General features: G+C 62.7%; 18 protein-coding genes. 13 read left to right on the top strand and 5 right to left on the bottom strand.

Translation table 11 applies throughout. The annotated features are described in order from the left end of the window. Positions 1–49: 49 nt before the first annotated feature. Positions 50–1735 (bottom strand): GspE/PulE family protein, encoded by a 1686-nt coding sequence (locus LOY26_RS25680; protein ID WP_258714236.1) that lies wholly within the window; start codon positions 1733–1735, stop codon positions 50–52. 109 nt (positions 1736–1844) lie between these two features. Further along, the gene (locus LOY26_RS25675; protein WP_258714235.1) at positions 1845–2150 is read right to left on the bottom strand and encodes a hypothetical protein; all 306 of its coding nucleotides are present in this window, start codon (positions 2148–2150) and stop codon (positions 1845–1847) included. Positions 2151–2276: 126 nt separating this feature from the next. Here LOY26_RS25675 and LOY26_RS25670 point away from each other — a divergent pair, with 126 nt between their 5' ends. Beyond that, positions 2277–2747: an Lrp/AsnC family transcriptional regulator gene (locus LOY26_RS25670; protein WP_258714234.1), complete on the top strand. Its 471-nt coding sequence runs from the start codon at positions 2277–2279 to the stop codon at positions 2745–2747. Positions 2748–2896: 149 nt separating this feature from the next. Here LOY26_RS25670 and LOY26_RS25665 read toward each other — a convergent pair whose 3' ends face one another. After that, on the bottom strand, positions 2897–4273 hold the full coding sequence (locus LOY26_RS25665; RefSeq protein WP_186657690.1) for an inorganic triphosphatase: 1377 nt from the start codon (positions 4271–4273) through the stop codon (positions 2897–2899). Positions 4274–4388: 115 nt separating this feature from the next. On the opposite strand from LOY26_RS25665, the gene argE reads away from it, so the two are divergent. Then, complete coding sequence (argE, locus tag LOY26_RS25660) at positions 4389–5531, top strand: acetylornithine deacetylase (protein WP_258714233.1); 1143 nt, start codon at positions 4389–4391, stop codon at positions 5529–5531. Between the two features lie 124 nt (positions 5532–5655). Continuing rightward, on the top strand, positions 5656–6954 hold the full coding sequence (argA, locus tag LOY26_RS25655) for an amino-acid N-acetyltransferase (RefSeq protein ID WP_033702141.1): 1299 nt from the start codon (positions 5656–5658) through the stop codon (positions 6952–6954). Positions 6955–7005: 51 nt separating this feature from the next. Here argA and LOY26_RS25650 read toward each other — a convergent pair whose 3' ends face one another. Beyond that, a complete protein-coding gene (locus tag LOY26_RS25650; RefSeq protein WP_186657692.1) occupies positions 7006–8382 on the bottom strand; it encodes a glutamine synthetase family protein in 1377 nt (458 codons plus the stop codon). A 574-nt stretch (positions 8383–8956) separates the two neighbouring features. On the opposite strand from LOY26_RS25650, the gene LOY26_RS25645 reads away from it, so the two are divergent. The 7 genes from LOY26_RS25645 to LOY26_RS25615 all read left to right on the top strand — a co-directional run bounded on the left by LOY26_RS25645 (position 8957) and on the right by LOY26_RS25615 (position 17269). After that, a complete protein-coding gene (locus tag LOY26_RS25645) occupies positions 8957–10315 on the top strand; it encodes a glutamine synthetase family protein (RefSeq protein ID WP_033702137.1) in 1359 nt (452 codons plus the stop codon). A 48-nt stretch (positions 10316–10363) separates the two neighbouring features. Beyond that, on the top strand, positions 10364–11725 hold the full coding sequence (locus LOY26_RS25640; protein WP_033702135.1) for an aspartate aminotransferase family protein: 1362 nt from the start codon (positions 10364–10366) through the stop codon (positions 11723–11725). Between the two features lie 170 nt (positions 11726–11895). Further along, positions 11896–12993, top strand: coding sequence for a polyamine ABC transporter substrate-binding protein (locus LOY26_RS25635; protein ID WP_258714232.1), 1098 nt, complete (start codon positions 11896–11898; stop codon positions 12991–12993). A gap of 159 nt (positions 12994–13152) precedes the next feature. Beyond that, positions 13153–14247 carry a polyamine ABC transporter substrate-binding protein gene (locus tag LOY26_RS25630; RefSeq protein WP_258714231.1) on the top strand — a complete coding sequence of 365 codons (1095 nt, stop codon included), beginning with the start codon at positions 13153–13155 and terminating at the stop codon, positions 14245–14247. 72 nt (positions 14248–14319) lie between these two features. Further along, positions 14320–15462: a polyamine ABC transporter ATP-binding protein gene (gene potA / locus LOY26_RS25625; protein ID WP_033702130.1), complete on the top strand. Its 1143-nt coding sequence runs from the start codon at positions 14320–14322 to the stop codon at positions 15460–15462. 35 nt (positions 15463–15497) lie between these two features. Further along, positions 15498–16379 carry an ABC transporter permease subunit gene (locus LOY26_RS25620; protein ID WP_177326479.1) on the top strand — a complete coding sequence of 294 codons (882 nt, stop codon included), beginning with the start codon at positions 15498–15500 and terminating at the stop codon, positions 16377–16379. After that, positions 16376–17269 (top strand): ABC transporter permease subunit, encoded by an 894-nt coding sequence (locus LOY26_RS25615; protein ID WP_033702126.1) that lies wholly within the window; start codon positions 16376–16378, stop codon positions 17267–17269. Before LOY26_RS25620 ends, LOY26_RS25615 begins: the two co-directional genes overlap by 4 nt. A gap of 27 nt (positions 17270–17296) precedes the next feature. On the opposite strand, the gene LOY26_RS25610 is transcribed toward LOY26_RS25615, so the two are convergent. Continuing rightward, entirely contained in the window at positions 17297–18457 is a 1161-nt protein-coding gene (locus LOY26_RS25610; RefSeq protein ID WP_258714230.1) for an AAA family ATPase, read from the bottom strand. Positions 18458–18565: 108 nt separating this feature from the next. On the opposite strand from LOY26_RS25610, the gene LOY26_RS25605 reads away from it, so the two are divergent. From LOY26_RS25605 to LOY26_RS25595, 3 genes are read left to right on the top strand one after another with little or no spacing between them, the layout of a single operon-like run. Next, entirely contained in the window at positions 18566–19654 is a 1089-nt protein-coding gene (locus LOY26_RS25605; RefSeq protein ID WP_033702123.1) for an efflux RND transporter periplasmic adaptor subunit, read from the top strand. Next, the gene (locus tag LOY26_RS25600) at positions 19651–20718 is read left to right on the top strand and encodes an efflux RND transporter periplasmic adaptor subunit (RefSeq protein ID WP_033702121.1); all 1068 of its coding nucleotides are present in this window, start codon (positions 19651–19653) and stop codon (positions 20716–20718) included. Before LOY26_RS25605 ends, LOY26_RS25600 begins: the two co-directional genes overlap by 4 nt. Beyond that, on the top strand, positions 20715–23768 hold the full coding sequence (locus LOY26_RS25595; protein ID WP_186664672.1) for an efflux RND transporter permease subunit: 3054 nt from the start codon (positions 20715–20717) through the stop codon (positions 23766–23768). Before LOY26_RS25600 ends, LOY26_RS25595 begins: the two co-directional genes overlap by 4 nt. Positions 23769–23895: the final 127 nt, after the last annotated feature.

Here is a 23895-nt window from a genome sequence, read left to right as displayed (position 1 = left end):
TTTGATCGTGGCAAAGGAGGCAAGTTCCTTGAATACAAGGGATTTTCGCTCAGGAGCAGGCCCGTAGCACTTCCTCTGCGCGGGTCAGCCCGCAGGCCACTTTCGCCTCCCCGCAGCGGCGCAGGTCCAGCAAGCCTTCCGTCAGTGCCTGGCGCCGCAAGTGCGCAAGGTCGGTGTGCGGGCCTATCTGCGCGCGCAAGTTTTCGCTGGGTATCAACAGTTCGAACAAGCCCGTGCGACCGTGAAATCCGGTACCACGACAGGTACGGCAGGGCTGGCCGCTGGCCGCCGAGGCACAACCCTGGCAATCGCTGCAAAGGGTACGAATCAGCCGTTGCGCCATGACCCCGATCAGCGTCGCCTTGATCAGGTAGTCGGCTACGCCCAGTTCCTGCAGGCGGGTGATCGCAGCGCAGGCATCGTTGGTGTGCAGGGTCGACAGCACCAGGTGCCCGGTGAGGGCTGCCTGTACGGCCACCAGGGCGGTTTCACGGTCACGGATCTCGCCGATCATGATGATGTCCGGGTCCTGGCGCAGCATCGCCCGCACGCCGTTGGCGAAGCACAGGCCCAGGGCCGGCTGCACTTGCAACTGGTTGAACGCCGGTTCCAGCCGTTCGATCGGGTCTTCGATGGTGCACAGGTTGATTTGCGGGGTGGCCAGCAGTTTGAGGCTGGCGTAGAGCGTGCTGGTCTTGCCGGAGCCGGTGGGGCCCGTTACCAGGATGATGCCTTGGCGGTGGCGCAGCAGCGCCCGCCATTGCTCCAGCTGCTGCCCTTCGAGGCCCAGGCGGTCGAAGCCTTCATGCAGTTGCTGCGGGTCGAACAGGCGTAACACCAGTTTTTCGCCAAACGGCGTCGGCAGGGTCGACAGGCGCAGCTCCACCTCGCCGCCGCCCGGCAGGCGGCTTTGCAGGCGACCGTCTTGTGGCCGGCGTTTCTCTGCTACATCCATGCGCCCCAGGTGTTTGAGGCGGCTGACCAGCGCCAGGGTCACGCCTGCGGGAAAGGTGTAGACGGTGTGCAGCAGGCCGTCTATGCGGTACCGCAGTTGCCCCTGTTCGCGGCGGGGCTCCAGGTGGATATCGCTGGCGCGTTGTTCGAGGGCGTACTGCAGCAGCCAGTCGACGATGTGCACGATATGCGCATCGTCGGCATTGGCCTCGGCCTGGCGTTTGCCCAGTTCCAGCAGGTGTTCGAGCTCCCCCAGGCTGGCCGGCTGCTGGTGTTGCGCACCCTGTACCGACTGGGCCAGGCGCAAGAACGATTGCCCCAGCTGGCGGATCTGCAACGGGCTTGCCAACACCCGACGGATCGGCCTGCCGAGGCTGCGGGCCAGGTCTGCCTGCCAGTCATCCTGATAAGGCTGGGCGCTGGCCACGGTGACGCCCGAGGCGTCGGCGGCCACGACGAGGATGCCATGGCGCTGGGCGAACGCCGGGGAGATCAGCCCGCTGACCTGGGACATGTCCAGTTGCATCGGGTCGATGCGCACAAAGGGCTGGCCGACCTTATCGGCCAGCCACTGACAGAGGCGGTCCAAGTCCAGCGGCTGGCCGGGGTGCATGCGGTCTTCAAGACCAGGGCCGGCGATCAGCTCCAGTGGGTGGCAGGCCGGGCGTGCGGCGGCCTGCTCAAGTACCAGCAGGGTGTCGCTGGCGTCCAGGTGCTGCTCGGTCAGCAGAGCCTGGAGCAGGCGGTTGAGGTCGAGTGCTTGCTTGCCGGGGGTATGCATGTTGGCGTCCTTGCCAGGTGGGGAGTCCTGATGAAGGCTAGCCGGGTGCGGTGAGCTGTCTGCTGGCAAAGGGTTTCGGGATCTTGCGACATGAACAAAAGAAGCGGGCTCAGACCACCGCCAGCTCCACGCGCGCAAGGTTCGCCAGGCTCACCTCACCCACGCACACCAGGTTGCGCAATTTTTGCGCAATGACCTCGGCCCTGTGCCAGCTCAGCCCGCCAATGCCGATTTCGATATCGAGCCAGTCCTCCTGTTGGCTGACCTGCACGTGGTGCGGGGTCAGAAACTGCAAGGCAAACAGGTTGAGCACCCGGCACAGGCTGTCGGGCTCGGCCTCGGCCTGCAGGCGGTAGTGCACGGTGCTGTGGGCGTTGCTGGCGGCCCAAGCGTCGGTACGTGGCAGTGCGTTCATGCTGGTCTCCGCGAATGTGGGAGAAATTCTTGCACGTTAAGGCGGGTATTTTTTCGCTATGATTCCATCGATTTGCTGGAATGGCAGATCGTTCAATTCTGATTATCTGGTTTTGGGGGAATATTCATGCGCAGCGAGCTGGACGCCTATGATCGGCGCATCCTCGAACTGCTTCAGGAGGACGCTTCGCTGTCCAGCGCACAGATTGCCGAGCGTGTCGGGCTGTCGCAATCGCCTTGCTGGCGGCGTATTCAGCGGCTGAAGGAGGAGGGGGTGATACGCGGGCAGGTGACCTTGCTCGACCGCAAGAAAATCGGCTTGAACACGCAGATCTTCGCCGAGGTGAAGCTGAACGCGCACGGTCGCTCGAATTTTACCGAGTTCACCGAGGCGATTCGGGGGTTCCCGGAGGTGCTGGAGTGCTATGTGCTGATGGGGTCGGTGGACTTCCTGCTGCGCATCGTTACCTCGGACATCGAGGCGTACGAGCGGTTCTTCTTTGAAAAGCTGTCGAATGTGCCGGGGATTCAGGAGGTCAATTCGATTGTGGCGCTTTCGGAGATCAAGTCCACGACGAGCCTGCCACTGGGTCGCTGAGGTAGATTTTCGTGAAGCGGCCTTGCCGGGGCGCCGGATCGGTCGGAAAGGGTCGTGCAGCGGCCCCAAGATCTGTGCTGCTTTGGAGATCGTGGGGCCGCTGCGCGACCCGTTCGCGACGCAAGGCCGCTCCTACAAGGGCCGTGTCGTCAGGGCTTGAGCAGGTGCTTCCAGCCGCGGCTCTGATCAACGGCGCGGGCCTGTTCGATACGGGCTTCAAGCAGCTCGTCGGGCTCTTCCGACAGCGGCAGCTCGGCCAGCTCGTGCAGTTTCTTCAGGTCACCGTACAGGCGGTCCATTTGCGGTGCTTCGAGCACCTGGCGGGCATGGTGCAGCCAGGCAAGCACCTGTTCGATGCGCGGCAGCTGTTCGGCCAGGTCTTCCGGGCGCTGGGTGTACAGCGGCAGCTTCAGCGCACGGCCTTCTTCGCCCAGCAGATGGGCCATCCAGCTGGCCAGCTGCGCATTGCCCTGGCGTTCGCCACGGCCTTTGCGTTCGGCGGTCCAGCCACGGGCCAGCAGCCAGCGCGAGGTTTCCAGGGAGAACTGACCCCAACGCACGTCTTCGAGCTCTTCGGCAAACTGCTCGGGCGCGGCGCGGCGGATGTCTTCGTCATCGTTACCGGCCTGCACCAGCGGGCGCCAGTCTTCGAGCAATGCGTCGAGGCTGCTGCGCAGGGCGCGGGTGGACGGGCGTGGTGCCGCCTGGCCCAGGCTGCTGGTCAGTGCGCGCAACTCGGCCAGGCACTCGACCCAGTCCTGCAACAGGCGCCAGTGGCCATTGTGGCGATATTGCTCGGCCAGGCGCTGGCTGCTGGCCAACAGCTGCCAGGCGAGGGCGGCGTAGGCATCGTCCACGGCCATTTCGGCGTCCAGCTCGGTGTGCGGCAAGCCCAGCTCATAGCTCTCGGGCTCCAGCAGGCGATAGCCACGCTCGGCCTTGCTGATGTCGCAGGGCATCAACGGCAGGCTGGCGGCGAGCTCGGCGGCCAGCTCCAGCAGGGCTTCAGGCGCACCTTCGCGCAGCTCGAGCTCCAGCTCGCAGATTTCTTCCTTGCGCTTGCCGGCGATCACGAAGCCTTGGTCCAGCGCAGCCTCGATCACGACTTTGCTCTTGCCACGGCCCCAGGCGATTTCCGCGAATTCGCGGGTGAAGTCGGTGGTGAACAGCGGCTTGATGGTTTTCTTGTCGAGCGCGGCCAGCTGCTCGGGCCAGCAGGTGGCGTCGAGTTTTTTCAGGTCGAGCTTGACCTTGTCCAGCTGCCACTCGTACTCGTTGCGCTCGGACAGCCCGGCCACGCTTTGGCCACGGCACTTCAAGGTCTGGATGATCGCCTCGCCATCGCGGCGCAGGCGCAGGGCCACGCGGGCAGCGGAAAGGTCACGCTCCGGGGTGTCGAAGTACTGGTTGAGCAGTTCGCGGGTCTGCCAACCGGACTTGTTGCGCTTTTTCAGCAAGGGGTGCTCGCGCAGGGCGGCAAGGGTCTCGCGGCTGGCGCGGAGCTTGAGTTCGGTTTCTTTGTGCATCGCTGGCTCGAAGGAGGGGCTCGTTGGCAACAGAGTCTACAGCAGTCGGCCGCCAACGGTTTATTCCAGACGGCAGATGGTCCTATGATGGGCAACGCTTCCGAGGAGTACGGGCATGCCGTTGCCGACGCTGAAAGACCAGTTTGCCGCTTTGATCGCCGCGCCTTCGGTCAGTTGTACCCAGCCTGCGCTGGACCAGTCCAACCGCCAGGTCATCGACCTGCTGGCCGGCTGGTTGGGCGACCTGGGTTTCACGTGCGACATCCAGCAGGTCAGCCCCGGCAAGTTCAACCTGCTGGCCAGCCGTGGCACCGGCCCGGGTGGCCTGGTGCTGGCGGGGCACAGCGATACCGTGCCGTTCGACGAGCAGCTGTGGTCGAGCGACCCGCTGAAGCTGACCGAAATCGATGGCCGTTGGGTCGGCCTGGGCAGCTGCGACATGAAGGGCTTCTTCCCCCTGGTCATCGAGGCCGTGCTGCCGTTGCTGGAGCACGACTTCAAGCAACCGCTGCTGATTCTCGCCACCTGCGACGAAGAAAGCTCCATGTCCGGCGCCCGCGCCCTGGCCGAGGCCGGCCAGCCGCTGGGCCGCGCAGCGGTGATCGGCGAGCCCACCGGCCTGCGGCCGATCCGCATGCACAAAGGCATCCTCATGGACCGCATCGACATCTTGGGCCGCAGCGGCCATTCGTCGGACCCAAGCCTCGGGCGCAGCGCCATGGAAGCCATGCACGCGGTGATGGGCGAGCTGATGCAGTTGCGCGGGCAATGGCAGCAGGCGTACCGCAACCCACAGTTCACCGTGCCTACACCAACGATGAACTTCGGCTGCATCCATGGCGGCGACAACCCCAACCGCATTTGTGGCCAGTGTGCACTGGAATTCGACCTGCGGCCGCTGCCGGGGATGGATGCAGAGCAGTTGCGTGCGGCGATTCGCCAGAAGCTGGTACCGCTGGCGGAACGTTATGAGGTGCGCATCGACTATGCGCCGCTGTTCCCTGAAGTGCCCCCGTTCGAGGAGGCTGCGGACGCCGAGCTGGTGCGCGTGGCCGAGCGCCTGACCGGTCATCGCGCCGAAGCGGTAGCGTTCGGCACCGAAGCGCCTTATCTTCAGCAGCTGGGCTGCCAGACCATCGTGCTGGGCCCTGGCGACATCGCCTGTGCCCACCAGCCTGGCGAGTACCTTGAAATGTCACGAATCGAGCCTACCGTGCGTCTATTGCGTGACCTGATCCGGCACTATTGCCTGCACTAAACGTCCATTGAGCTGATTCGTTCCTGCCTAGAGGAGACCGCGCGTGACCGCAAGCCTGTTCCGACGATGATCTTGAACGCCCCCTGTATCGCCGTTCTCCGTCCACTTATCCACAGGCCCTGTCATGCCCGATTACGTCAACTGGTTGCGCCATGCTTCCCCGTACATCAATGCCCATCGCGACTGCACCTTTGTGGTCATGCTCCCCGGCGATGGGGTGGAGCACCCTAATTTCGGCAATATCGTCCACGACCTGGTGCTGCTGCACAGCCTGGGCGTGCGGCTGGTGCTGGTGCATGGCTCGCGCCCGCAGATCGAGAGCCGCCTGGCCGAACGCGGCCTGACCCCGCACTACCACCGCAGCCTGCGCATCACCGATGCGGCCACGCTGGATTGCGTGATCGATGCTGTGGGTGCCCTGCGCCTGGCCATCGAGGCGCGCTTGTCGATGGACATCGCCGCTTCGCCGATGCAGGGCTCGCGCCTGCGCGTGGCGTCCGGCAACCTGGTCACTGCCCGGCCGATCGGTGTGCTCGAAGGCGTGGACTACCACCACACCGGCGAAGTGCGCCGGGTCGACCGCAAAGGCATCAGCCGCTTGCTCGACGAGCGCTCGATCGTGCTGCTGTCGCCGCTGGGGTACTCGCCCACCGGTGAAATCTTCAACCTGGCCTGCGAAGACGTGGCCACCCGCGCGGCCATCGAGCTGGGTGCCGACAAACTGCTGCTGTTCGGCGCCGAGCCGGGGCTGCTGGATGAACAGGGCAAGCTGGTGCGTGAGCTGCGCCCGCAGCAGGTGGCGCCGCATCTGCTGCGCCTGGGCAGCGACTATCAGGGTGAGCTGCTGGATGCTGCCGCCGAGGCCTGCAAGGGCGGCGTGGCGCGCAGCCATATCGTCAGTTATGCCGAAGACGGTGCGCTGCTGACCGAGCTGTTCACCCGCGGGGGTGGCGGTACGCTGGTGTCCCAGGAGCAGTTCGAGGTCGTGCGTGAGGCAACCATCGAAGATGTCGGCGGCCTGTTGGAGCTGATCAGCCCGCTGGAAGAGCAAGGCATCCTGGTGCGCCGTTCGCGCGAGGTGCTGGAGCGGGAAATCGAGCAGTTCAGCGTGGTCGAGCGCGAGGGCATGATCATCGCGTGTGCGGCGCTGTACCCGATTGCCGATTCCGAGGCGGGGGAGCTGGCGTGCCTGGCGGTGAACCCGGAGTACCGGCATGGTGGGCGCGGCGATGAACTGCTTGAACGCATCGAGAGCCGGGCACGGCAGATGGGTTTGAATACGCTGTTCGTGCTGACGACGCGCACTGCGCACTGGTTCCGCGAGCGTGGCTTTGCGCCAAGTGGCGTGGAGCGGCTGCCGGCAGCGCGGGCTTCGCTGTACAACTATCAGCGCAATTCGAAGATCTTCGAAAAGTCGCTGTAAGCCTGCTTCGGCCTCAATGAAAAACGCCGCCCTGATGGGCGGCGTTTTCAGTTACACGGTATGCAGGTACCAGTTGTACTCGAGGTCGGAGATCGAATGCTCGAACTCCTCCAGCTCGCTTTCCTTGCACGCGACGAAGATGTCGATGTACTTCGGATCGATGTACTTGTTGAGGATCTCGCTGTCGTCCAGCTCACGCAGGGCATCGCGCAGGTTGTTCGGCAGGCTCTGCTCCAGCTGCTCGTACGAGTTGCCTTCGATTGGCGCGCCGGGCTCGACCTTGTTGGTCAGGCCGTGGTGCACGCCGGCCAGTACGGCCGCCATCATCAGGTACGGGTTGGCATCGGCGCCGGCTACCCGGTGCTCGAGGCGCACGGCATCGGCAGAACCGGTCGGCACGCGCAGGGCCACGGTGCGGTTGTCCAGGCCCCAGCTCGGCGCGTTCGGCACATAGAACTGCGCGCCAAAGCGACGGTACGAGTTGACGTTCGGGCAAAGGAACGCCATGGACGCGGGCAGGGTCTCGAGCACACCGCCGACAGCGTGACGTAGCGCGGCGTTCTGCTCGGGATCCTCGCTGGTGAAGATGTTGTTGCCATCTTTGTCCAGCACGGAGATGTGTACGTGCAGGCCGTTGCCTGCCTGGCCCGGGTAGGGCTTGGCCATGAAGGTGGTGTCCATTTCATGGTCGTAGGCGATGTTCTTGATCAAGCGCTTGAGCAGCACCGCGTAGTCACAGGCCTTGAGCGGGTCGGGGACGTGGTGCAGGTTGACTTCGAACTGCGCCGGGGCGCTTTCCTTGACGATGGCGTCGGCCGGAATACCCTGCTCTTTGGCACCTTCGAGGATGTCCTGCAGGCAGTCGGCGTATTCGTCGAGGTCGTCGATCAGGTACACCTGGGTCGACTGTGGGCGCTTGCCCGAGATCGGCGAGCGGGGTGGTTGCGGGCGGCCGTTCACGTTCTCCTGGTCGATCAGGTAGAACTCCAGTTCGAACGCGGCGCAGATGGTCAGGCCCATGTCGTCGAACTTGCTGACAACCTGACGCAACACTTCACGAGGGTCGGCGAAGAACGGCTCGCCTTCGATCTCGTGCATGGTCATGAGCAGCTGTGCGGTGGGGCGTTTCTGCCACGGCTCGTTGCACAGCGTGTCGGGGATTGGATAGCAGATGCGGTCAGCATCGCCGATGTCCAGGCCAAGCCCAGTGCTCTCGACGGTGGAACCGTTGATGTCCAGGGCGAAGAGGGAGGCCGGCAGGTTGATGCCTTTCTCGTAAACCTTGTGGAGGCTGGTGCGCTCTATGCGCTTGCCGCGCACCACACCATTCATATCTGCAATCAGAAGGTCAACGTAGAGAACCTCAGGATGTTCCTTAAGGAACGCGTTCGCTTCGTTAAGCTGAACGGCACGCGGGGGTACCGACATGATGCAACACCTTTGTTGTTAAAAATATCAATCAAGGGGGGCTTGCAGGACCAGTCAATCGAAAAGCCATACTGATGTCAAGCCAACCCCATGATGCCCTGAAATGGCACATCTACGGCAGATTTGCTGCATATCGGGGCGTGCCATTATCCGCTATTTACCGCTCAAAGGGCTATCTCAAGCTTGCCGTGTTTTATTTTTTACGGAGGTGTTGTGTAAAAAAATGAACAAGGCTAAGCTCGGTCACAACCCAAAACACAATAATACGAGGGTCATATGGTCCGCCTGTCGCGACCTGAAAGCGCTGCCTGCGCAGTGCAGTCGGGTACCCCTGTCGTTCATGAACGCACCGTCAACGGTGTGGCCGCCCTGGCCGCAATAATTGACGCTTGGCGCACCCGGACCTTCCCCCGTAGCGGCGTTGCGCTACTCGATTCGCCTTCCTGCCCTTCAAACTCATTACGGACACGCTTGGTTTCAGTGTATCCACTGTGCTCGTGCGTGGGGGTTTTTGCTTTAGCAATCTTCTCCATCCAGAATCAATGCGCGGACCACCTTACCTCCTGAGGTATTTATGAGTAACAACCTCGACCAGCTCACCGATTGGTTGAAAGAGCACAAGATCACTGAAGTCGAATGCATGATCAGCGACCTCACTGGTATCACGCGCGGCAAGATCTCGCCGACCAACAAGTTCATCGCCGAAAAAGGCATGCGCCTGCCCGAGAGCGTGCTGCTGCAGACCGTGACGGGTGACTACGTCGACGACGACATCTATTACGAACTGCTCGACCCGGCCGACATCGACATGATCTGCCGCCCCGACGAAGACGCCGTGTTCCTGGTGCCCTGGGCCATCGAGCCGACGGCGCAGGTGATCCACGACACCTACGACAAGAAGGGCAACCCGGTCGAACTGTCGCCGCGCAACGTCTTGAAGAAAGTGCTCAAGCTCTACGCCGACAAAGGCTGGCAGCCGATTGTCGCGCCCGAGATGGAGTTCTACCTGACCAAGCGTAGCGAAGACCCGGACTTCCCGCTGCAGCCGCCGGTAGGCCGCTCGGGTCGTCCGGAAACCGGCCGCCAGTCGTTCTCGATCGAAGCCGCCAACGAATTCGACCCGCTGTTCGAGGATGTCTATGACTGGTGCGAACTGCAGAAGCTGGACCTCGACACGCTGATCCACGAAGACGGCACGGCGCAGATGGAAATCAACTTCCGTCACGGCAACGCGCTGCACCTGGCCGACCAGATCCTGGTGTTCAAACGCACCATGCGCGAGGCCGCGCTCAAGCACAATGTGGCCGCGACCTTCATGGCCAAGCCCATGACCGGCGAGCCTGGCAGTGCCATGCACCTGCACCAGAGCGTGATCGACGCGGCCACCGGCAAGAACATCTTCAGTAACGAAGACGGCAGCATGAGCGAGCTGTTCCTGCACCACATCGGTGGCCTGCAGAAGTTCATCCCCGAGGCGCTGCCGCTGTTCGCCCCCAACGTCAACTCGTTCCGCCGCTTCCTGCCCGACACCTCGGCGCCGGTGAACGTCGAGTGGGGCGAGGAAAACCGTACCGTCGGCCTGCGCGTGCCGGATGCCGGGCCGCAGAACCGCCGGGTCGAGAACCGCCTGCCGGGCGCCGATGCCAACCCTTACCTGGCCATCGCCGCCAGCCTGCTGTGCGGCTACATCGGCATGGTCGAAGGCATCGAGGCCAGCGCACCGGTGCAGGGCCGTGGTTACGAACGCCGCAACCTGCGCCTGCCACTGACCATCGAAGACGCCCTGGAACGCATGGAAGTCAGCCGTGCGCTGGTGCAGTACCTGGGCAAGAAGTTCATCACCGGCTACGTCGCCACCAAACGCGCCGAACACGAAAACTTCAAACGCGTCATCAGTTCCTGGGAACGTGAGTTCCTGCTGTTTGCAGTCTGATCAACCCTGGTGCCGCAGGAGCGCGGCTGTCGGATAACGGAGAAGCACATGAGCGTCAAAAACCCGCAAACCCGTGAATGGCAAACCCTGAGCGGCGAGCACCACCTCGCGCCCTTCAGCGACTACAAACAGCTGAAGGAGAAGGGGCCGCGCATCATTACCAAGGCCCAGGGCGTGCATTTGTGGGATAGCGAGGGCAACAAGATCCTCGACGGCATGGCTGGCCTGTGGTGCGTTGCGGTGGGGTATGGCCGCGAAGAGTTGGTGCAGGCTGCCGAAAAGCAGATGCGCGAGCTGCCGTACTACAACCTGTTCTTCCAGACCGCGCACCCGCCGGCATTGGAGCTGGCCAAGGCGATCACCGACGTGGCGCCCGAAGGCATGAGCCATGTGTTCTTCACCGGCTCCGGCTCCGAAGGCAACGACACCGTGCTGCGCATGGTCCGTCACTACTGGGCACTGAAGGGTAAACCGCACAAGCAGACCATCATCGGCCGCATCAACGGCTACCACGGCTCCACCTTCGCCGGTGCGTGCCTGGGTGGCATGAGTGGCATGCACGAGCAGGGCGGCCTGCCGATCCCGGGCATTGTGCACATCCCGCAGCCGTACTGGTTCGGTGAGGGCGGGGACATGAGCCCGGACGCGTTCGGGGTGTGGGCCGCCGAGCAACTGGAGAAAAAAATCCTCGAAGTCGGCGAAGACAACGTCGCGGCCTTCATCGCCGAGCCGATCCAGGGCGCGGGCGGGGTGATCATCCCGCCAGAAACCTACTGGCCGAAGGTCAAGGAGATCCTCGCCAAGTACGACATCCTGTTCGTTGCCGACGAAGTCATCTGCGGCTTCGGCCGCACCGGCGAGTGGTTCGGCTCCGACTACTACGACCTCAAGCCCGACCTGATGACCATCGCCAAGGGCCTGACCTCCGGTTACATCCCCATGGGCGGTGTGATCGTGCGTGACACTGTGGCCAAGGTGATCAGCGAAGGCGGCGATTTCAACCACGGCTTCACCTATTCGGGCCACCCGGTAGCGGCCGCAGTAGGCCTGGAAAACCTGCGCATCCTGCGCGACGAGCACATTGTCGAGCAGGCACGCAACGAAGCGGCACCGTATTTGCAAAAGCGTTTGCGTGAGCTGCAAGACCACCCGCTGGTGGGTGAGGTGCGCGGCCTGGGCCTGCTCGGCGCGATCGAGCTGGTCAAGGACAAGGCGACCCGCAGCCGTTACGAAGGCAAGGGGGTGGGCATGATCTGCCGCAACTTCTGCTTCGAGAACGGCCTGATCATGCGTGCGGTGGGTGACACCATGATCATCGCGCCACCGCTGGTGATCAGCCATGCAGAGATCGACGAGCTGGTGGAAAAGGCGCGCAAGTGCCTGGACCTGACCCTCGAAGCGATCAGATGAGCACCTGCTAGGCTAGCGTTGTGACATTAGTTGGTTACAAGGGGCTGCTTTCCTTGAAACAGCGCCTTGTAACTTGCCAGACTAGCGACTGTTTCAGTCGCCCAGCGCGTGTACTGCGGGACCTGGCAGCTGAACGGATGGCTAATCAAAAAAAATCTGGAGCATGACGCATGAAGAAAATGGGCAAGACGTTGCTGGCCGCCGCCCTGATGGGTGCCATGGCGACCGCTGTTCAGGCTGATGACAAAGTACTGCACGTGTACAACTGGTCGGACTACATCGCCCCGGACACCGTGGCCAATTTCGAGAAAGAGACCGGCATCAAGGTCGTCTATGACGTCTTCGACAGCAACGAGACCCTCGAAGCCAAGTTGCTGGCAGGCAAGTCGGGCTATGACATCGTCGTGCCGTCCAACAACTTCCTGGCCAAGCAGATCAAGGCCGGTGTCTACCAGGAGCTGGACCGCTCCAAGCTGCCCAACTGGAAGAACCTCGACGAAGACCTGCTCAAGGCCGTCGGCGACGCCAGCGACCAGGGCAACAAGCACGCCTTCCCGTACATGTGGGGCTCGATCGGTATCGGCTACAACCCGGAGAAGGTCAAGGCGGCGCTCGGCGTCGACAAGATCGACTCATGGGATGTGGTGTTCAAGCCCGAGAACATCGAAAAGCTCAAGAGCTGCGGCGTGAGCTTCCTCGACGCACCGACCGAAATGATTCCGGCCGCCTTGCACTACCTGGGCAAGCCGACCAACAGCAAGGACAAGGCTGATCTCAAAGCCGCCGAAGACCTGTTCCTCCAGGTGCGCCCTTCGATCGCTTACTTCCACTCGTCCAAGTACATCTCCGACCTGGCCAACGGCAACATCTGCGTCGCGGTCGGTTATTCGGGTGACCTGGAGCAGTCCAAGGCCCGCGCCCACGAAGCCGGTGACAAGGTCAAGCTGGCCTACACCATTCCCAAGGAAGGCGCCGGTACCTTCTATGACATGGTCGCGATCCCCAAGGATGCCACCAACCTCGACGCCGCCTACCAGTTCATGAACTACCTGCTGCAGCCGGAGGTCATGGCCGAGATCACCAACGCCGTGCGCTTCCCGAACGGCAACAAGGCGGCCACTCCGCTTGTGGAAAAAGACATCACCAGCGATCCGAGCATCTATCCGTCGGAGGCCGTGAAGAAGCAGCTGTACGCGATCAGCGACCTGGACGCCGCCACCCTGCGTGCGATCACCCGCAGCTGGACCAAGATCAAGTCGGGCAAGTAAGCCCGATGCGAGGCCCTCTGGGCCGGGGACTCCCGGCCCAGAGGCAGTGAAAGGCAATTGTTGATTGCGGCATCGAAGCTGCGAAGGTAAGTTGCGCGCCGGTTTTGCGTGTGCGGCCACATTGCCGCTACCCATGCACTGATTGTGAGGACCACCCACTTGTCTATTTCTGTATTACGCAAGGCCTTGATGGCTGGAGCGGGCCTGACGCTGGCATGCAGCGTCCAAGCGGCGCCTACGGTGCATTTCTACAACTGGTCCGATTACATCGGCCCAACCACACTCGCGGACTTCGAGAAGGCAACGGGTATCAAGCCCGTGCAGGACATTTTCGATTCCAACGAAACACTGGAAGGCAAGCTGCTGGCCGGTAACACCGGTTATGACGTCGTCGTGCCGTCCAACCATTTCCTCGGCAAGCAGATCAAGGCGGGCGCGTTCCAGAAGCTCGACAAGAACCTGCTGCCCAATTATGCCAACCTGGACCCGGCGCTGATGAAGCGCCTCGAGAAGAATGACCCGGGCAACCAGTACGCCGTGCCTTACCTGTGGGGCACCAACGGCATTGGTTACAACGTAGAAAAGGTCAAGGCTGCGCTGGGCGTCGACACTATCGATTCCTGGGCTGTGTTGTTCGAACCCGAGAACATGAAGAAGCTCTCCACGTGTGGTGTTGCCTTCCTCGACTCGGCGGACGAAATGCTCCCGGCGGTGCTCAACTACATGGGGCTGGACCCCAACAGCAGCAACCCCGACGACTATAAAAAGGCCGAGAAGAAGCTGCTGGCGGTACGCCCGTACGTGACCTACTTCCACTCGTCCAAGTACATCACCGACCTGGCCAACGGCGACATCTGCGTCGCGGCGGGCTTCTCGGGCGATATCTTCCAGGCCAAGGCCCGTGCGGAAGAAGCCAAGAAGGGTGTGAACTTGGCTTATGCGATTCCCAAGGAAGGCGGCAACCTCTGGTTCGATGTACTGGCGATCCCCAAGGACGCCAAGAACGTCAAAGAGGCCCATGCCTTCATCAACTATTTGCTGAAACCTGAGGTTATCGCCCAGGTCAGTGATTACGTCGGTTACGCCAACCCGAACCCCAAGGCTGGCGACCTGATGGACCAGGCCGTGAGGACTGACGCCGCGGTTTACCCACCGCAGGAAGTGCTGGACAAGATGTTCGTCAACGCTGAGTTGCCACCCAAGGTGCAACGTCTGATGACCCGTAGCTGGACCAAGGTCAAGTCGGGCAAGTAACAATCCAGGCCCGCCGCGGCCCTCTGCAGAACAGGTTGCGCGGGCACACAAATCTTGTTGGGAGTTTCACTCATGGCAGTTGCCTCCGGTGCCTATAAGAAAGCCCTCGAGGGTGGCCAGCAACCCAAGCAGGTGCTGGTCAAGATCGACCGGGTCACGAAAAAGTTCGACGAAACGGTAGCTGTGGACGATGTGTCCCTGGAAATCCGCAAGGGCGAGATCTTCGCCCTGCTGGGTGGCTCCGGTTCCGGCAAATCGACCTTGCTACGTATGCTGGCCGGTTTCGAACGGCCGAGCGAAGGGCGGATCCTGCTCGACGGCGTCGACATCACCGACATGCCGCCCTACGAGCGGCCGATCAACATGATGTTCCAGTCCTACGCGCTGTTCCCGCACATGACCGTGGCGCAGAACATCGCCTTCGGCCTGCAGCAGGACAAGTTGCCCAAGGCCGACGTCGACGCCCGCGTGGCCGAGATGCTCAAGCTGGTGCACATGACCCAGTACGCCAAGCGCAAGCCGCACCAGCTGTCTGGCGGCCAGCGCCAGCGTGTGGCCCTGGCCCGCTCGCTGGCCAAACGGCCGAAGCTGCTGTTGCTCGATGAGCCGATGGGCGCCCTGGACAAGAAGCTGCGCTCGCAGATGCAGCTGGAGCTGGTGGAGATCATCGAACGCGTGGGTGTGACCTGCGTGATGGTGACCCACGACCAGGAAGAGGCCATGACCATGGCCCAGCGTATCGCCATCATGCACCTGGGCTGGATCGCCCAGATCGGCTCGCCGGTGGACATCTACGAGACCCCGACCAGCCGCCTGGTGTGCGAATTCATCGGCAACGTCAACCTGTTCGAAGGTGATGTGGTCGACGACGCCGAAGGCCACGCGATCATTGCCAGCCCTGAGCTGGAGCGCAAGATCTACGTCGGCCACGGCATCACCACGTCGGTCGAAGACAAACACATTACCTACGCGCTGCGCCCGGAAAAAATGCTGGTCACTACCCAGCAGCCGACCTGCGAGCACAACTGGTCGCGCGGCAAGGTCCACGACATCGCCTACCTGGGCGGCCACTCGGTGTTCTACGTCGAGCTGCCGAGCGGCAAGATCGTCCAGTCGTTCGTGGCCAACGCCGAGCGCCAGGGCACGCGTCCGACCTGGGGCGATGAAGTGTACGTGTGGTGGGAAGACGACAGCGGCGTGGTACTGCGGTCATGAAACTGCGCAAGCTCAAGCGAGCCTTCCAGCGCTTGATCCCTGAGGGGCGGCACCTGGTGATCGGTGTGCCGTTCATCTGGCTGTTCCTGTTCTTCATGCTGCCGTTCTTCATCGTGTTGAAGATCAGCTTTGCTGAAGCCGACGTGGCGATCCCGCCGTATACCGAGATCTACAGCTACGTCGAAGACAAGATCCAGTTGGTGCTCAACCTGGCCAACTACGGGCTGTTGACCGAGGACGAGCTGTACATCTCGGCCTACCTCGGCTCGTTGAAGATGGCCTTCATCAGCACCCTGCTGTGCCTGTTGATCGGCTACCCGATGGCCTATTCCATCGCCAATGCCCGCAAAGAGTCGCAGACCGTGCTGTTGCTGCTGATCATGATGCCGACCTGGACGGCGATCCTGATCCGCGTCTACGCCTGGATGGGCATCCTCAGCAACAACGGGCTGCTCAACAGCTTCCTGATGTGGCTGGGGCTGATCGACCAGCCGTTGCAGATCCTCAACACCAACCTGGCGGTGTATATCGGCGTGGTCTATTCGTACCTGCCGTTCATGATCCTGCCGCTGTACGCCAACCTGGTGAAGCATGACCCGAGCCTGTTGGAAGCTGCATCGGACCTGGGTTCTAGCACCTTCAACAGCTTCTGGAAGATCACCGTGCCGCTGTCCAAGAACGGCATCATCGCCGGCTGCATGCTGGTGTTCATCCCGGTGGTGGGTGAGTTCGTGATCCCGGAACTGCTGGGCGGCCCGGAAACCCTGATGATCGGTAAGGTGCTGTGGCAAGAGTTCTTCAACAACCGTGACTGGCCGGTGGCGTCCGCGCTGGCGGTGGTGATGCTGGCGATCCTGATCGTGCCCATCCTGCTGTTCAACCGCAGCCAGGCCAAAGAGATGGAGGGCAGGGCATGAAGCGTTTCAGTTTCTCCAAGCTGATGCTGGTGCTCGGCTTGCTGTTCATCTACCTGCCGATGCTGATCCTGGTGATCTACTCGTTCAACGCCTCCAAGCTGGTGACGGTGTGGGGTGGCTGGTCGGTGAAGTGGTACGTCGGCTTGCTCGACAACACCCAGTTGATGGGGTCGGTGATGCGCTCGCTGGAGATCGCCTGCTACACGGCGGTGGCGGCGGTGGCGTTGGGTACCCTGGCGGCCTTCGTGCTGACCCGGGTCACTCGCTTCAAGGGCCGTACGCTGTTCGGTGGCCTGGTCACCGCGCCGCTGGTCATGCCTGAGGTGATCACTGGTCTGTCGCTGTTGCTGCTGTTCGTGGCCATGGCGCAGATGATCGGCTGGCCGCAGGAGCGTGGCATCGTCACCATCTGGATCGCCCACACCACGTTCTGTGCGGCGTATGTGGCGGTGGTGGTGTCGGCGCGGCTGCGTGAGCTGGACCTGTCGATCGAGGAAGCGGCGATGGACCTGGGTGCCAAGCCGTGGAAGGTGTTCTTCCTGATCACCATCCCGATGATTGCGCCTTCGCTGGCGGCGGGCGGCATGATGTCGTTCGCGCTGTCGCTGGACGACCTGGTGCTGGCCAGCTTCGTGTCCGGGCCTGGCTCGACCACCTTGCCGATGGAAGTGTTCTCGGCGGTGCGCCTGGGCGTGAAGCCTGAGATCAACGCCGTGGCCAGTTTGATCCTGCTGTCGGTGTCGCTGGTGACGTTCATGGTCTGGTTCTTCAGCCGCCGTGCTGAAGAGCGTCGTCGCAAGGCGATTCAGCAAGCAATCGAGGAAGGTGCAGCGGCGAACGTGTCGCAGCCACAGGTCAAGCGCCCGACGGCTGCTGCAGCGTCGGCCTGACCCGGTTTGGGGCCGCTTCGCGGCCCCTCAATCCGGCCAATGCCAAGCCGGCTCATCCAGCATCCCCTGCCCGACGATCACAGTCTGCCCCAGCTCTTTCGTCAGCCTTATGGCATTGCACCCCTCATCCTCTCCCAGCGCCGCCACCAACCGCGGGGCATGCGATACCACCCACACCTGGCACTGCTGCGAAGCCCGCCGGATCAGCCGCGCCAGCGCCGGTAGCAAGTCGGGGTGCAAGCTGGTCTCCGGTTCGTTTAGCACCATCATGCTCGGCGGGCGCGGTGTTAGCAGGGCTGCCACCAGCAGCAGGTAGCGCAAGGTGCCGTCGGACAGCTCGGCGGCACTCAACGGCCGCAACAGCCCTGCCTGCCGAAAGCGCAGGCTGAACAAGCCACCCGGTGTCGCCTCGATGCCCACCTGTGAGCCAGGGAAGGCATCGCTGACCGCCGCCTGCAGCGCCTCGAAATCGCCGATCTCCTTGATGGTCTGCAACGCCGCCGCCAGGTCACGGCCATCGTGGTGCAGCACAGGCGTGCGGGTGCCAAGGCGCGCTTGGCGTGCCGGTGCCTCGGGGTCGGTACGGAAGTGATCATAAAAGCGCCAGCTGCGGATCTGCTCACGCAGGTGCAGCACTTCAGGTGAACCCTGCACGCTACCGACCTGGTCGAACAGGCTGTCGAACTCGGTCATGTGCTGGCTCATGACCTGCCACTGGCGCCCCTCGCGGGCGCGCACCATGGCCGCGCTGCGCTCCACCAGCAGGCTGGCGGGGCGGCAGACCGGGCCCGCCCAGATCGCTTCATGCTTGATCTGCGGGTCCAGGGAAAACTTCGACTGGCTTGGCTCCGGCAGCCCAAGGCCAATGGCATAACCGAAATCTTCATCGGTGAAGCCCATTTTCAGGCGCCGTACCTGCTGGCGCGGCCCACCTTGCACCGGCACCTCGCCCTTGAGCATGCGCCGGCTGAGTTTTTCTGGCCCGGCATGGAACGTGGATTCCAGCCCACCCTCGGCGGCCAAGGCATTGACCACCCCGCCGCGCGCTGTCTCGGCCAGCAGGCGCAGGGCCTTGTACAGGTTGGACTTGCCGCTGCCATTGGCGCCAGTAATCAGGTTCAGCCGACCCAGCGGCATCACCAGTTGGTTGATCGAGCGGTAGTTGGCGATGGCCAAGGTTGTGAGCATGGGGCGCTTCCGTGTGCGGGCGAACAGGCAGTATCGCTGTTTGCTGAACCCTGAACTACGCTAACAGTCGCATTCCTCGAACCATTTGCGCGCAAGCAAGGAGCCCGCATGACGTTGAGGCGTCTTCTGTCGGTCGTCTGCCTGGGGTTGCTGTTCATGTTGTCGGGGTGCGAGAGGGAAGTCTCGAGCCCGGAACTGCCTCGGGTCGGCGTGCTACAAGTACAACCCACTGACTTCGCTGCCAGGGTCACCCTGACCGGCGACGTGCAGGCACGGGTGCAAACCGATTTGTCGTTCCGTGTGGGCGGCAAGATCATTTCACGCAGCGTCGATGTGGGCGATCACGTCAAGGCCAACCAGGTACTGGCGCGGCTCGACCCCAAAGACTTGCAGAACAACGTCGACTCGGCCAAGGCTGAAGTGTTCGCCGCCCAGGCGCGTGTGACACAGACGGCCGCCGCCTTCGTGCGCCAGCAAAAACTGTTGCCCAAAGGCTATACCAGCCAGAGCGAGTACGACTCTGCCGAAGCGGCGCTGCGCAGCAACCAGAGCGCGCTCAAGGCCGCTCAGGCACAGCTGGCCAATGCCCGGGAGCAGTTGAGCTATACCGCGCTGGTGTCCGAGGCCGATGGCGTGATCACCGAGCGCCAGGCCGAAGTCGGCCAGGTGGTGCAGGCGACCATGCCGATCTTCGGCCTGGCCCGCGATGGCGACCGCGACGCGGTGTTCAATGTCTATGAATCGCTGCTGGTGGCACCGCCAAGCGATGCCGGAGTGGTCGTCAGCCTGCTCGATGACCCCAAGGTTCAGGCCCAGGGTTTTGTCCGCGAAATCACCCCGACGGTGTCGGCGCAGAGTGGCACGGTGCAGGTCAAGGTGGCCTTGCGCAACGTGCCGCCGGGCATGCAATTGGGCTCGCCGGTCACCGCCACGGCCAATGCTCAGGGGCGACCGAGCATCGAGTTACCTTGGGCGGCACTGACCAAGGCCTTGCATGAGCCGGCAGTGTGGGTGGTGGGCGAGGGCGACAAGGTCGAGCTGCGCAAAGTACAGGTCACGCGCTACCTCACCGGCAAGGTCGTCGTCGCCCAAGGCATCAAAGGTGGCGAAACGGTTGTGGTCAGCGGTGGTCAGCTCTTGCATCCGGGCATGCAGGTTGAAAAAGTCGATGCTCAGGATGGAGGCGCCGCGCCATGAAACGTCTAATGCTGATAGGCGCGGCAGGGCTGTTGTTGAGCGCCTGTGGCAGTGAAGAACAGCAACCTGAAGCCGTGCGCCCTGTGCTGTCGACCCTGGTCGAGGCGCAGGCGCAGTCGCAGCTGGGCCGCTTCGCCGGCGCCATCCAGGCGCGTTTTGAAAGTACCCTGGGTTTTCGCGTCTCCGGGCGCATCGCCCGGCGTTGGCTGGATGTCGGCGCCCAGGTGAAACCCGGCGATACCTTGGCCACCCTTGACCCGACCGACCAGCAGAACCAGCTGCGCGCGGCCGAGGGCGACCTCGCCAGGGTTCAGGCGCAGTGGATCAACGCCCAGGCCAACGCACGTCGTCAGCAGCAGTTGTATGACCGCGGCGTTGGCGCCCAGGCCCAGCTGGATATTGCCCAGACCGACCTGAAAACCACCGGTGCCAGCCTGGAGCAGGCCCGCTCGGCGGTCAGCCAGGCTCGCGATCAGCTCGACTACAGCACCCTGCGCAGCGACCATGCGGCCGTGATCACCGCCTGGCAGGCCGAAGCCGGGCAGACCGTCACGGCCGGTCAGGCCGTGGTCACCCTGGCCCGACCAGACGTCAAGGAAGCGGTCATCGACTTGCCCATAAACATTGCCGAAGCATTGACCAAGGACCTTACGTTCACCGTTGCCTCGCAGTTGGATACCAGCATCAACACCACCGCCACCCTGCGCGAGCTGGAGCCCCAGGCCGACGCTGCCACGCGCACCCGGCGTGCCCGGCTGACCCTGGCCAGCACCCCGGACGCGTTCCACCTGGGCACGGCGATCAGCGTGACCCTGACCTCTGCGATCACCCCGCGCAGTGAACTGCCCTTGAGCGCGCTGCTTGAGCGTGATGGCAAAACCCAGGTCTGGGTGATCGACCCTCAACAGAAAACAGTCGCCACCCGTGACGTCACGTTGACCGAACGCACCGGCGACAGCTTCATGTTGAGCGCCGGCGTACAACCCGGCGAGCGCGTGGTTACCGCTGGCGTGAACAGCCTCAAGCCCGGCCAGAAAGTTACCTTCGACGAGGACGCGCAATGAAAGGAAGCTTCAACCTGTCCGAATGGGCGCTGCGCCACCAGTCCTTCGTCTGGTACCTGATGTTCGTCGGTTTGCTGATGGGGATTTTTTCCTATTTCAACCTGGGCCGTGAGGAAGACCCGTCGTTCACCATCAAGACCATGGTGATCCAGACCCGCTGGCCGGGTGCGACGCAGGACGAGACCCTTTACCAGGTCACCGACCGCATCGAGAAGAAGCTCGAAGAGCTCGACTCCCTCGACTACACCAAAAGCTACACACGCCCCGGCGAGTCCACCGTCTACGTCTACCTGCGCGACACCACCAAGGCCGCCGACATCCCGGACATCTGGTATCAGGTGCGCAAGAAGATCCAGGACATTCGCGGCGAATTCCCCCAAGGCATCCAGGGGCCGGGCTTCAACGACGAATTCGGCGACGTGTTTGGCTCCATCTACGCCTTTACCGCCGATGGCCTGACCCTGCGCCAGTTGCGCGACTATGTGGAGCAGGCCCGGGCCGAGGTGCGTGAAGTACCCAATATCGGCAAGATCGAACTGGTCGGCACCCAGGACGAAGTGCTGTACCTGAAGTTCTCGACCCGCAAGCTGGCGGCCCTGGGCATCGACCAGCGCCAAGTCATGCAGGCGCTGCAGCAACAGAACGCGGTGACCCCGGCCGGGGTGATCGAAGCCGGGCCAGAGCGCATCTCGGTACGTACTACCGGGCAGTTCGCCTCCGAGAAAGACCTGCAAACCGTCAACCTGCGGATCAATGACCGCTTCTTCCGCCTGGCCGATATCGCCGATATCGAGCGCGGCTATGTCGACCCGCCTTCGCCGATGTTCCGCTACAACGGCCAGACTGCCATTGGCCTGGCGATCGGCATGAAGGCCGGCGGCAACATTCAAGTGTTCGGCGCTGCGCTGAAGCAGAAGATGGACAGCATCGTCAGCGACCTGCCAGTGGGCGTGGGTGTGCACACCGTGTCCGACCAGTCGGTGGTGGTCAAGGACGCGGTGGGCGGCTTTACCAGCGCCTTGTTCGAGGCGGTGGTGATCGTGCTGGCAGTGAGCTTCGTCAGCCTGGGCGTGCGCGCCGGGCTGGTGGTGGCCTGCTCGATCCCGCTGGTGCTGGCTATGGTCTTTGTGTTCATGGAATACAGCGGCATCACCATGCAGCGGATCTCACTGGGTGCGCTGATCATCGCCCTGGGGCTGCTGGTGGACGATGCGATGATTACCGTCGAGGTGATGGTCACACGGCTGGAAATGGGCGAGAGCAAGGAGCAGGCGGCCACCTTCGCCTACACCTCGACGGCATTCCCCATGCTCACCGGCACCTTGGTGACCGTGGCCGGCTTCGTGCCGATCGGCCTCAATGCCAGTTCTGCCGGCGAGTACACCTATACCCTGTTCGCAGTGATCGCCGTGGCACTGATCGTGTCCTGGGTGGTGGCGGTGTTCTTTGCGCCGGTGCTGGGCGTGCACATTCTCAAGATTGACAAGCTCAAGGCCCACGACGCCGAGCCTGGCCGGTTAGGGCGGGCGTTCGAAGGCGGTTTGCTGTGGTGTATGCGCAACAGATGGCTGACCATCATCGGCACCATCGTATTGTTCGTCCTGGCGTTGTTCTGCATGCGCTTTGTGCAAAACCAGTTCTTCCCGTCGTCCGATCGCCCGGAAATCCTCGTCGATCTCAACTTGCCGCAAAACGCCTCGATCGAGGAGACGCGCAAGGTGGTCGACCGCCTGGAGGCAAGAATCAAGGACGACCCGGACCTGGTGCGCTGGAGCACCTATATCGGCCAGGGCGCAATCCGCTTCTACCTGCCCTTGGACCAGCAGCTGCAGAACCCGTACTACGCCCAGCTGGTCATCGTCAGCAAAGGCTTCGAGGAGCGTGCAGGCATGATGGCGCGCCTGCAGAAACTGCTGCATGAAGAGTTCGTCGGTATCGGCACCAACGTGCAGTCGCTGGAGATGGGCCCGCCGGTGGGCCGGCCGATCCAGTACCGCGTCAGCGGCAAGGACATCGACCAGGTGCGCAAGCATGCGATCGACCTGGCCACGCTGCTCGATGCCAACGAGCACATCGGCGAGATGATCTACGACTGGAACGAGCCCGGTAAGGTGCTGCGGATCGAAATCGCCCAGGACAAGGCACGCCAGCTGGGGCTGTCGTCCGAAGACGTGGCGAACGTGATGAACAGCATCGTCAGCGGCGCACCGGTGACCGAGGTCAACGACAATATCTACCTGGTGGACGTGGTCGCCCGTGCCGTGGACAGCGAGCGGGGTTCGCCGGACACACTGCAGAACCTGCAGATCGTCACCCCAAGTGGCACCTCGATACCGCTGCTGGCCTTCGCCACCGTGCGCTACGAACTGGAGCAGCCGCTGGTGTGGCGCCGTGACCGCAAGCCGACCATCACCATCAAGGCCTCGGTCAACGGCGACATCCAGCCCACCGACCTGGTGGCCCAACTGAAGCCAAAGATCGATGAGTTCGCCAGCCAGTTGCCGGTCGGCTACGAAGTGGCCACGGGCGGTACGGTGGAGGAGAGCGGCAAGGCGCAAGGCCCGATCGCCAAGGTCATTCCGCTGATGCTGTTCCTCATGGCGACCTTCCTGATGATCCAGCTGCACAGCGTGCAGAAGCTGTTCCTGGTGGTCAGCGTGGCGCCGCTGGGGCTGATCGGTGTGGTGCTGGCGCTGGTGCCGACCGGCACGCCGATGGGCTTTGTGGCGATTCTCGGGATTCTCGCCCTGGCCGGCATCATCATTCGCAACTCGGTGATCCTGGTGACCCAGATCGACGAGTTCGAAGCGCAGGGGTTCTCGCCATGGGATGCGGTGGTGGAGGCCACCAACCATCGGCGGCGGCCGATCCTGTTGACTGCGGCGGCAGCCAGCCTGGGCATGATTCCGATAGCCCGAGAGGTGTTCTGGGGGCCGATGGCCTACGCCATGATCGGCGGCATCATCGTCGCGACGTTGCTGACCTTGCTGTTCCTGCCGGCCCTGTATGTGGCCTGGTACAAGATCCGCGAGCCGCAAAAACAAAACTGAAGCGCGTCATCGAACCCTGTGGGCGCGGCTAAAGCCGCGACCACAGGGTTTTTTAAAATGGTTATATAAAAATTCTTAAACAGTATTTTTAAGAATATCCGCGCCTCACTACTATTGCCCTCAAGCC

The organism is Pseudomonas sp. B21-047 (assembly GCF_024748775.1).
Taxonomy (GTDB): Bacteria; Pseudomonadota; Gammaproteobacteria; order Pseudomonadales; family Pseudomonadaceae; genus Aquipseudomonas; species Aquipseudomonas capeferrum.
This window is presented reverse-complemented; position numbering and strand designations above follow the sequence as displayed.

Coding starts and splice junctions, on each gene's coding strand:
- LOY26_RS25665 (WP_186657690.1), bottom strand. CDS start 4,273: ATGCACAAAGAAACCGAACTCAAGCTCCGCGCCAGCCGCGAGACCCTT.
- LOY26_RS25635 (WP_258714232.1), top strand. CDS start 11,896: ATGAAGAAAATGGGCAAGACGTTGCTGGCCGCCGCCCTGATGGGTGCC.
- LOY26_RS25640 (WP_033702135.1), top strand. CDS start 10,364: ATGAGCGTCAAAAACCCGCAAACCCGTGAATGGCAAACCCTGAGCGGC.
- LOY26_RS25670 (WP_258714234.1), top strand. CDS start 2,277: ATGCGCAGCGAGCTGGACGCCTATGATCGGCGCATCCTCGAACTGCTT.
- LOY26_RS25680 (WP_258714236.1), bottom strand. CDS start 1,735: ATGCATACCCCCGGCAAGCAAGCACTCGACCTCAACCGCCTGCTCCAG.
- LOY26_RS25650 (WP_186657692.1), bottom strand. CDS start 8,382: ATGTCGGTACCCCCGCGTGCCGTTCAGCTTAACGAAGCGAACGCGTTC.
- LOY26_RS25610 (WP_258714230.1), bottom strand. CDS start 18,457: ATGCTCACAACCTTGGCCATCGCCAACTACCGCTCGATCAACCAACTG.
- LOY26_RS25645 (WP_033702137.1), top strand. CDS start 8,957: ATGAGTAACAACCTCGACCAGCTCACCGATTGGTTGAAAGAGCACAAG.
- argA (WP_033702141.1), top strand. CDS start 5,656: ATGCCCGATTACGTCAACTGGTTGCGCCATGCTTCCCCGTACATCAAT.
- LOY26_RS25600 (WP_033702121.1), top strand. CDS start 19,651: ATGAAACGTCTAATGCTGATAGGCGCGGCAGGGCTGTTGTTGAGCGCC.
- LOY26_RS25605 (WP_033702123.1), top strand. CDS start 18,566: ATGACGTTGAGGCGTCTTCTGTCGGTCGTCTGCCTGGGGTTGCTGTTC.
- argE (WP_258714233.1), top strand. CDS start 4,389: ATGCCGTTGCCGACGCTGAAAGACCAGTTTGCCGCTTTGATCGCCGCG.
- potA (WP_033702130.1), top strand. CDS start 14,320: ATGGCAGTTGCCTCCGGTGCCTATAAGAAAGCCCTCGAGGGTGGCCAG.
- LOY26_RS25595 (WP_186664672.1), top strand. CDS start 20,715: ATGAAAGGAAGCTTCAACCTGTCCGAATGGGCGCTGCGCCACCAGTCC.
- LOY26_RS25615 (WP_033702126.1), top strand. CDS start 16,376: ATGAAGCGTTTCAGTTTCTCCAAGCTGATGCTGGTGCTCGGCTTGCTG.
- LOY26_RS25675 (WP_258714235.1), bottom strand. CDS start 2,150: ATGAACGCACTGCCACGTACCGACGCTTGGGCCGCCAGCAACGCCCAC.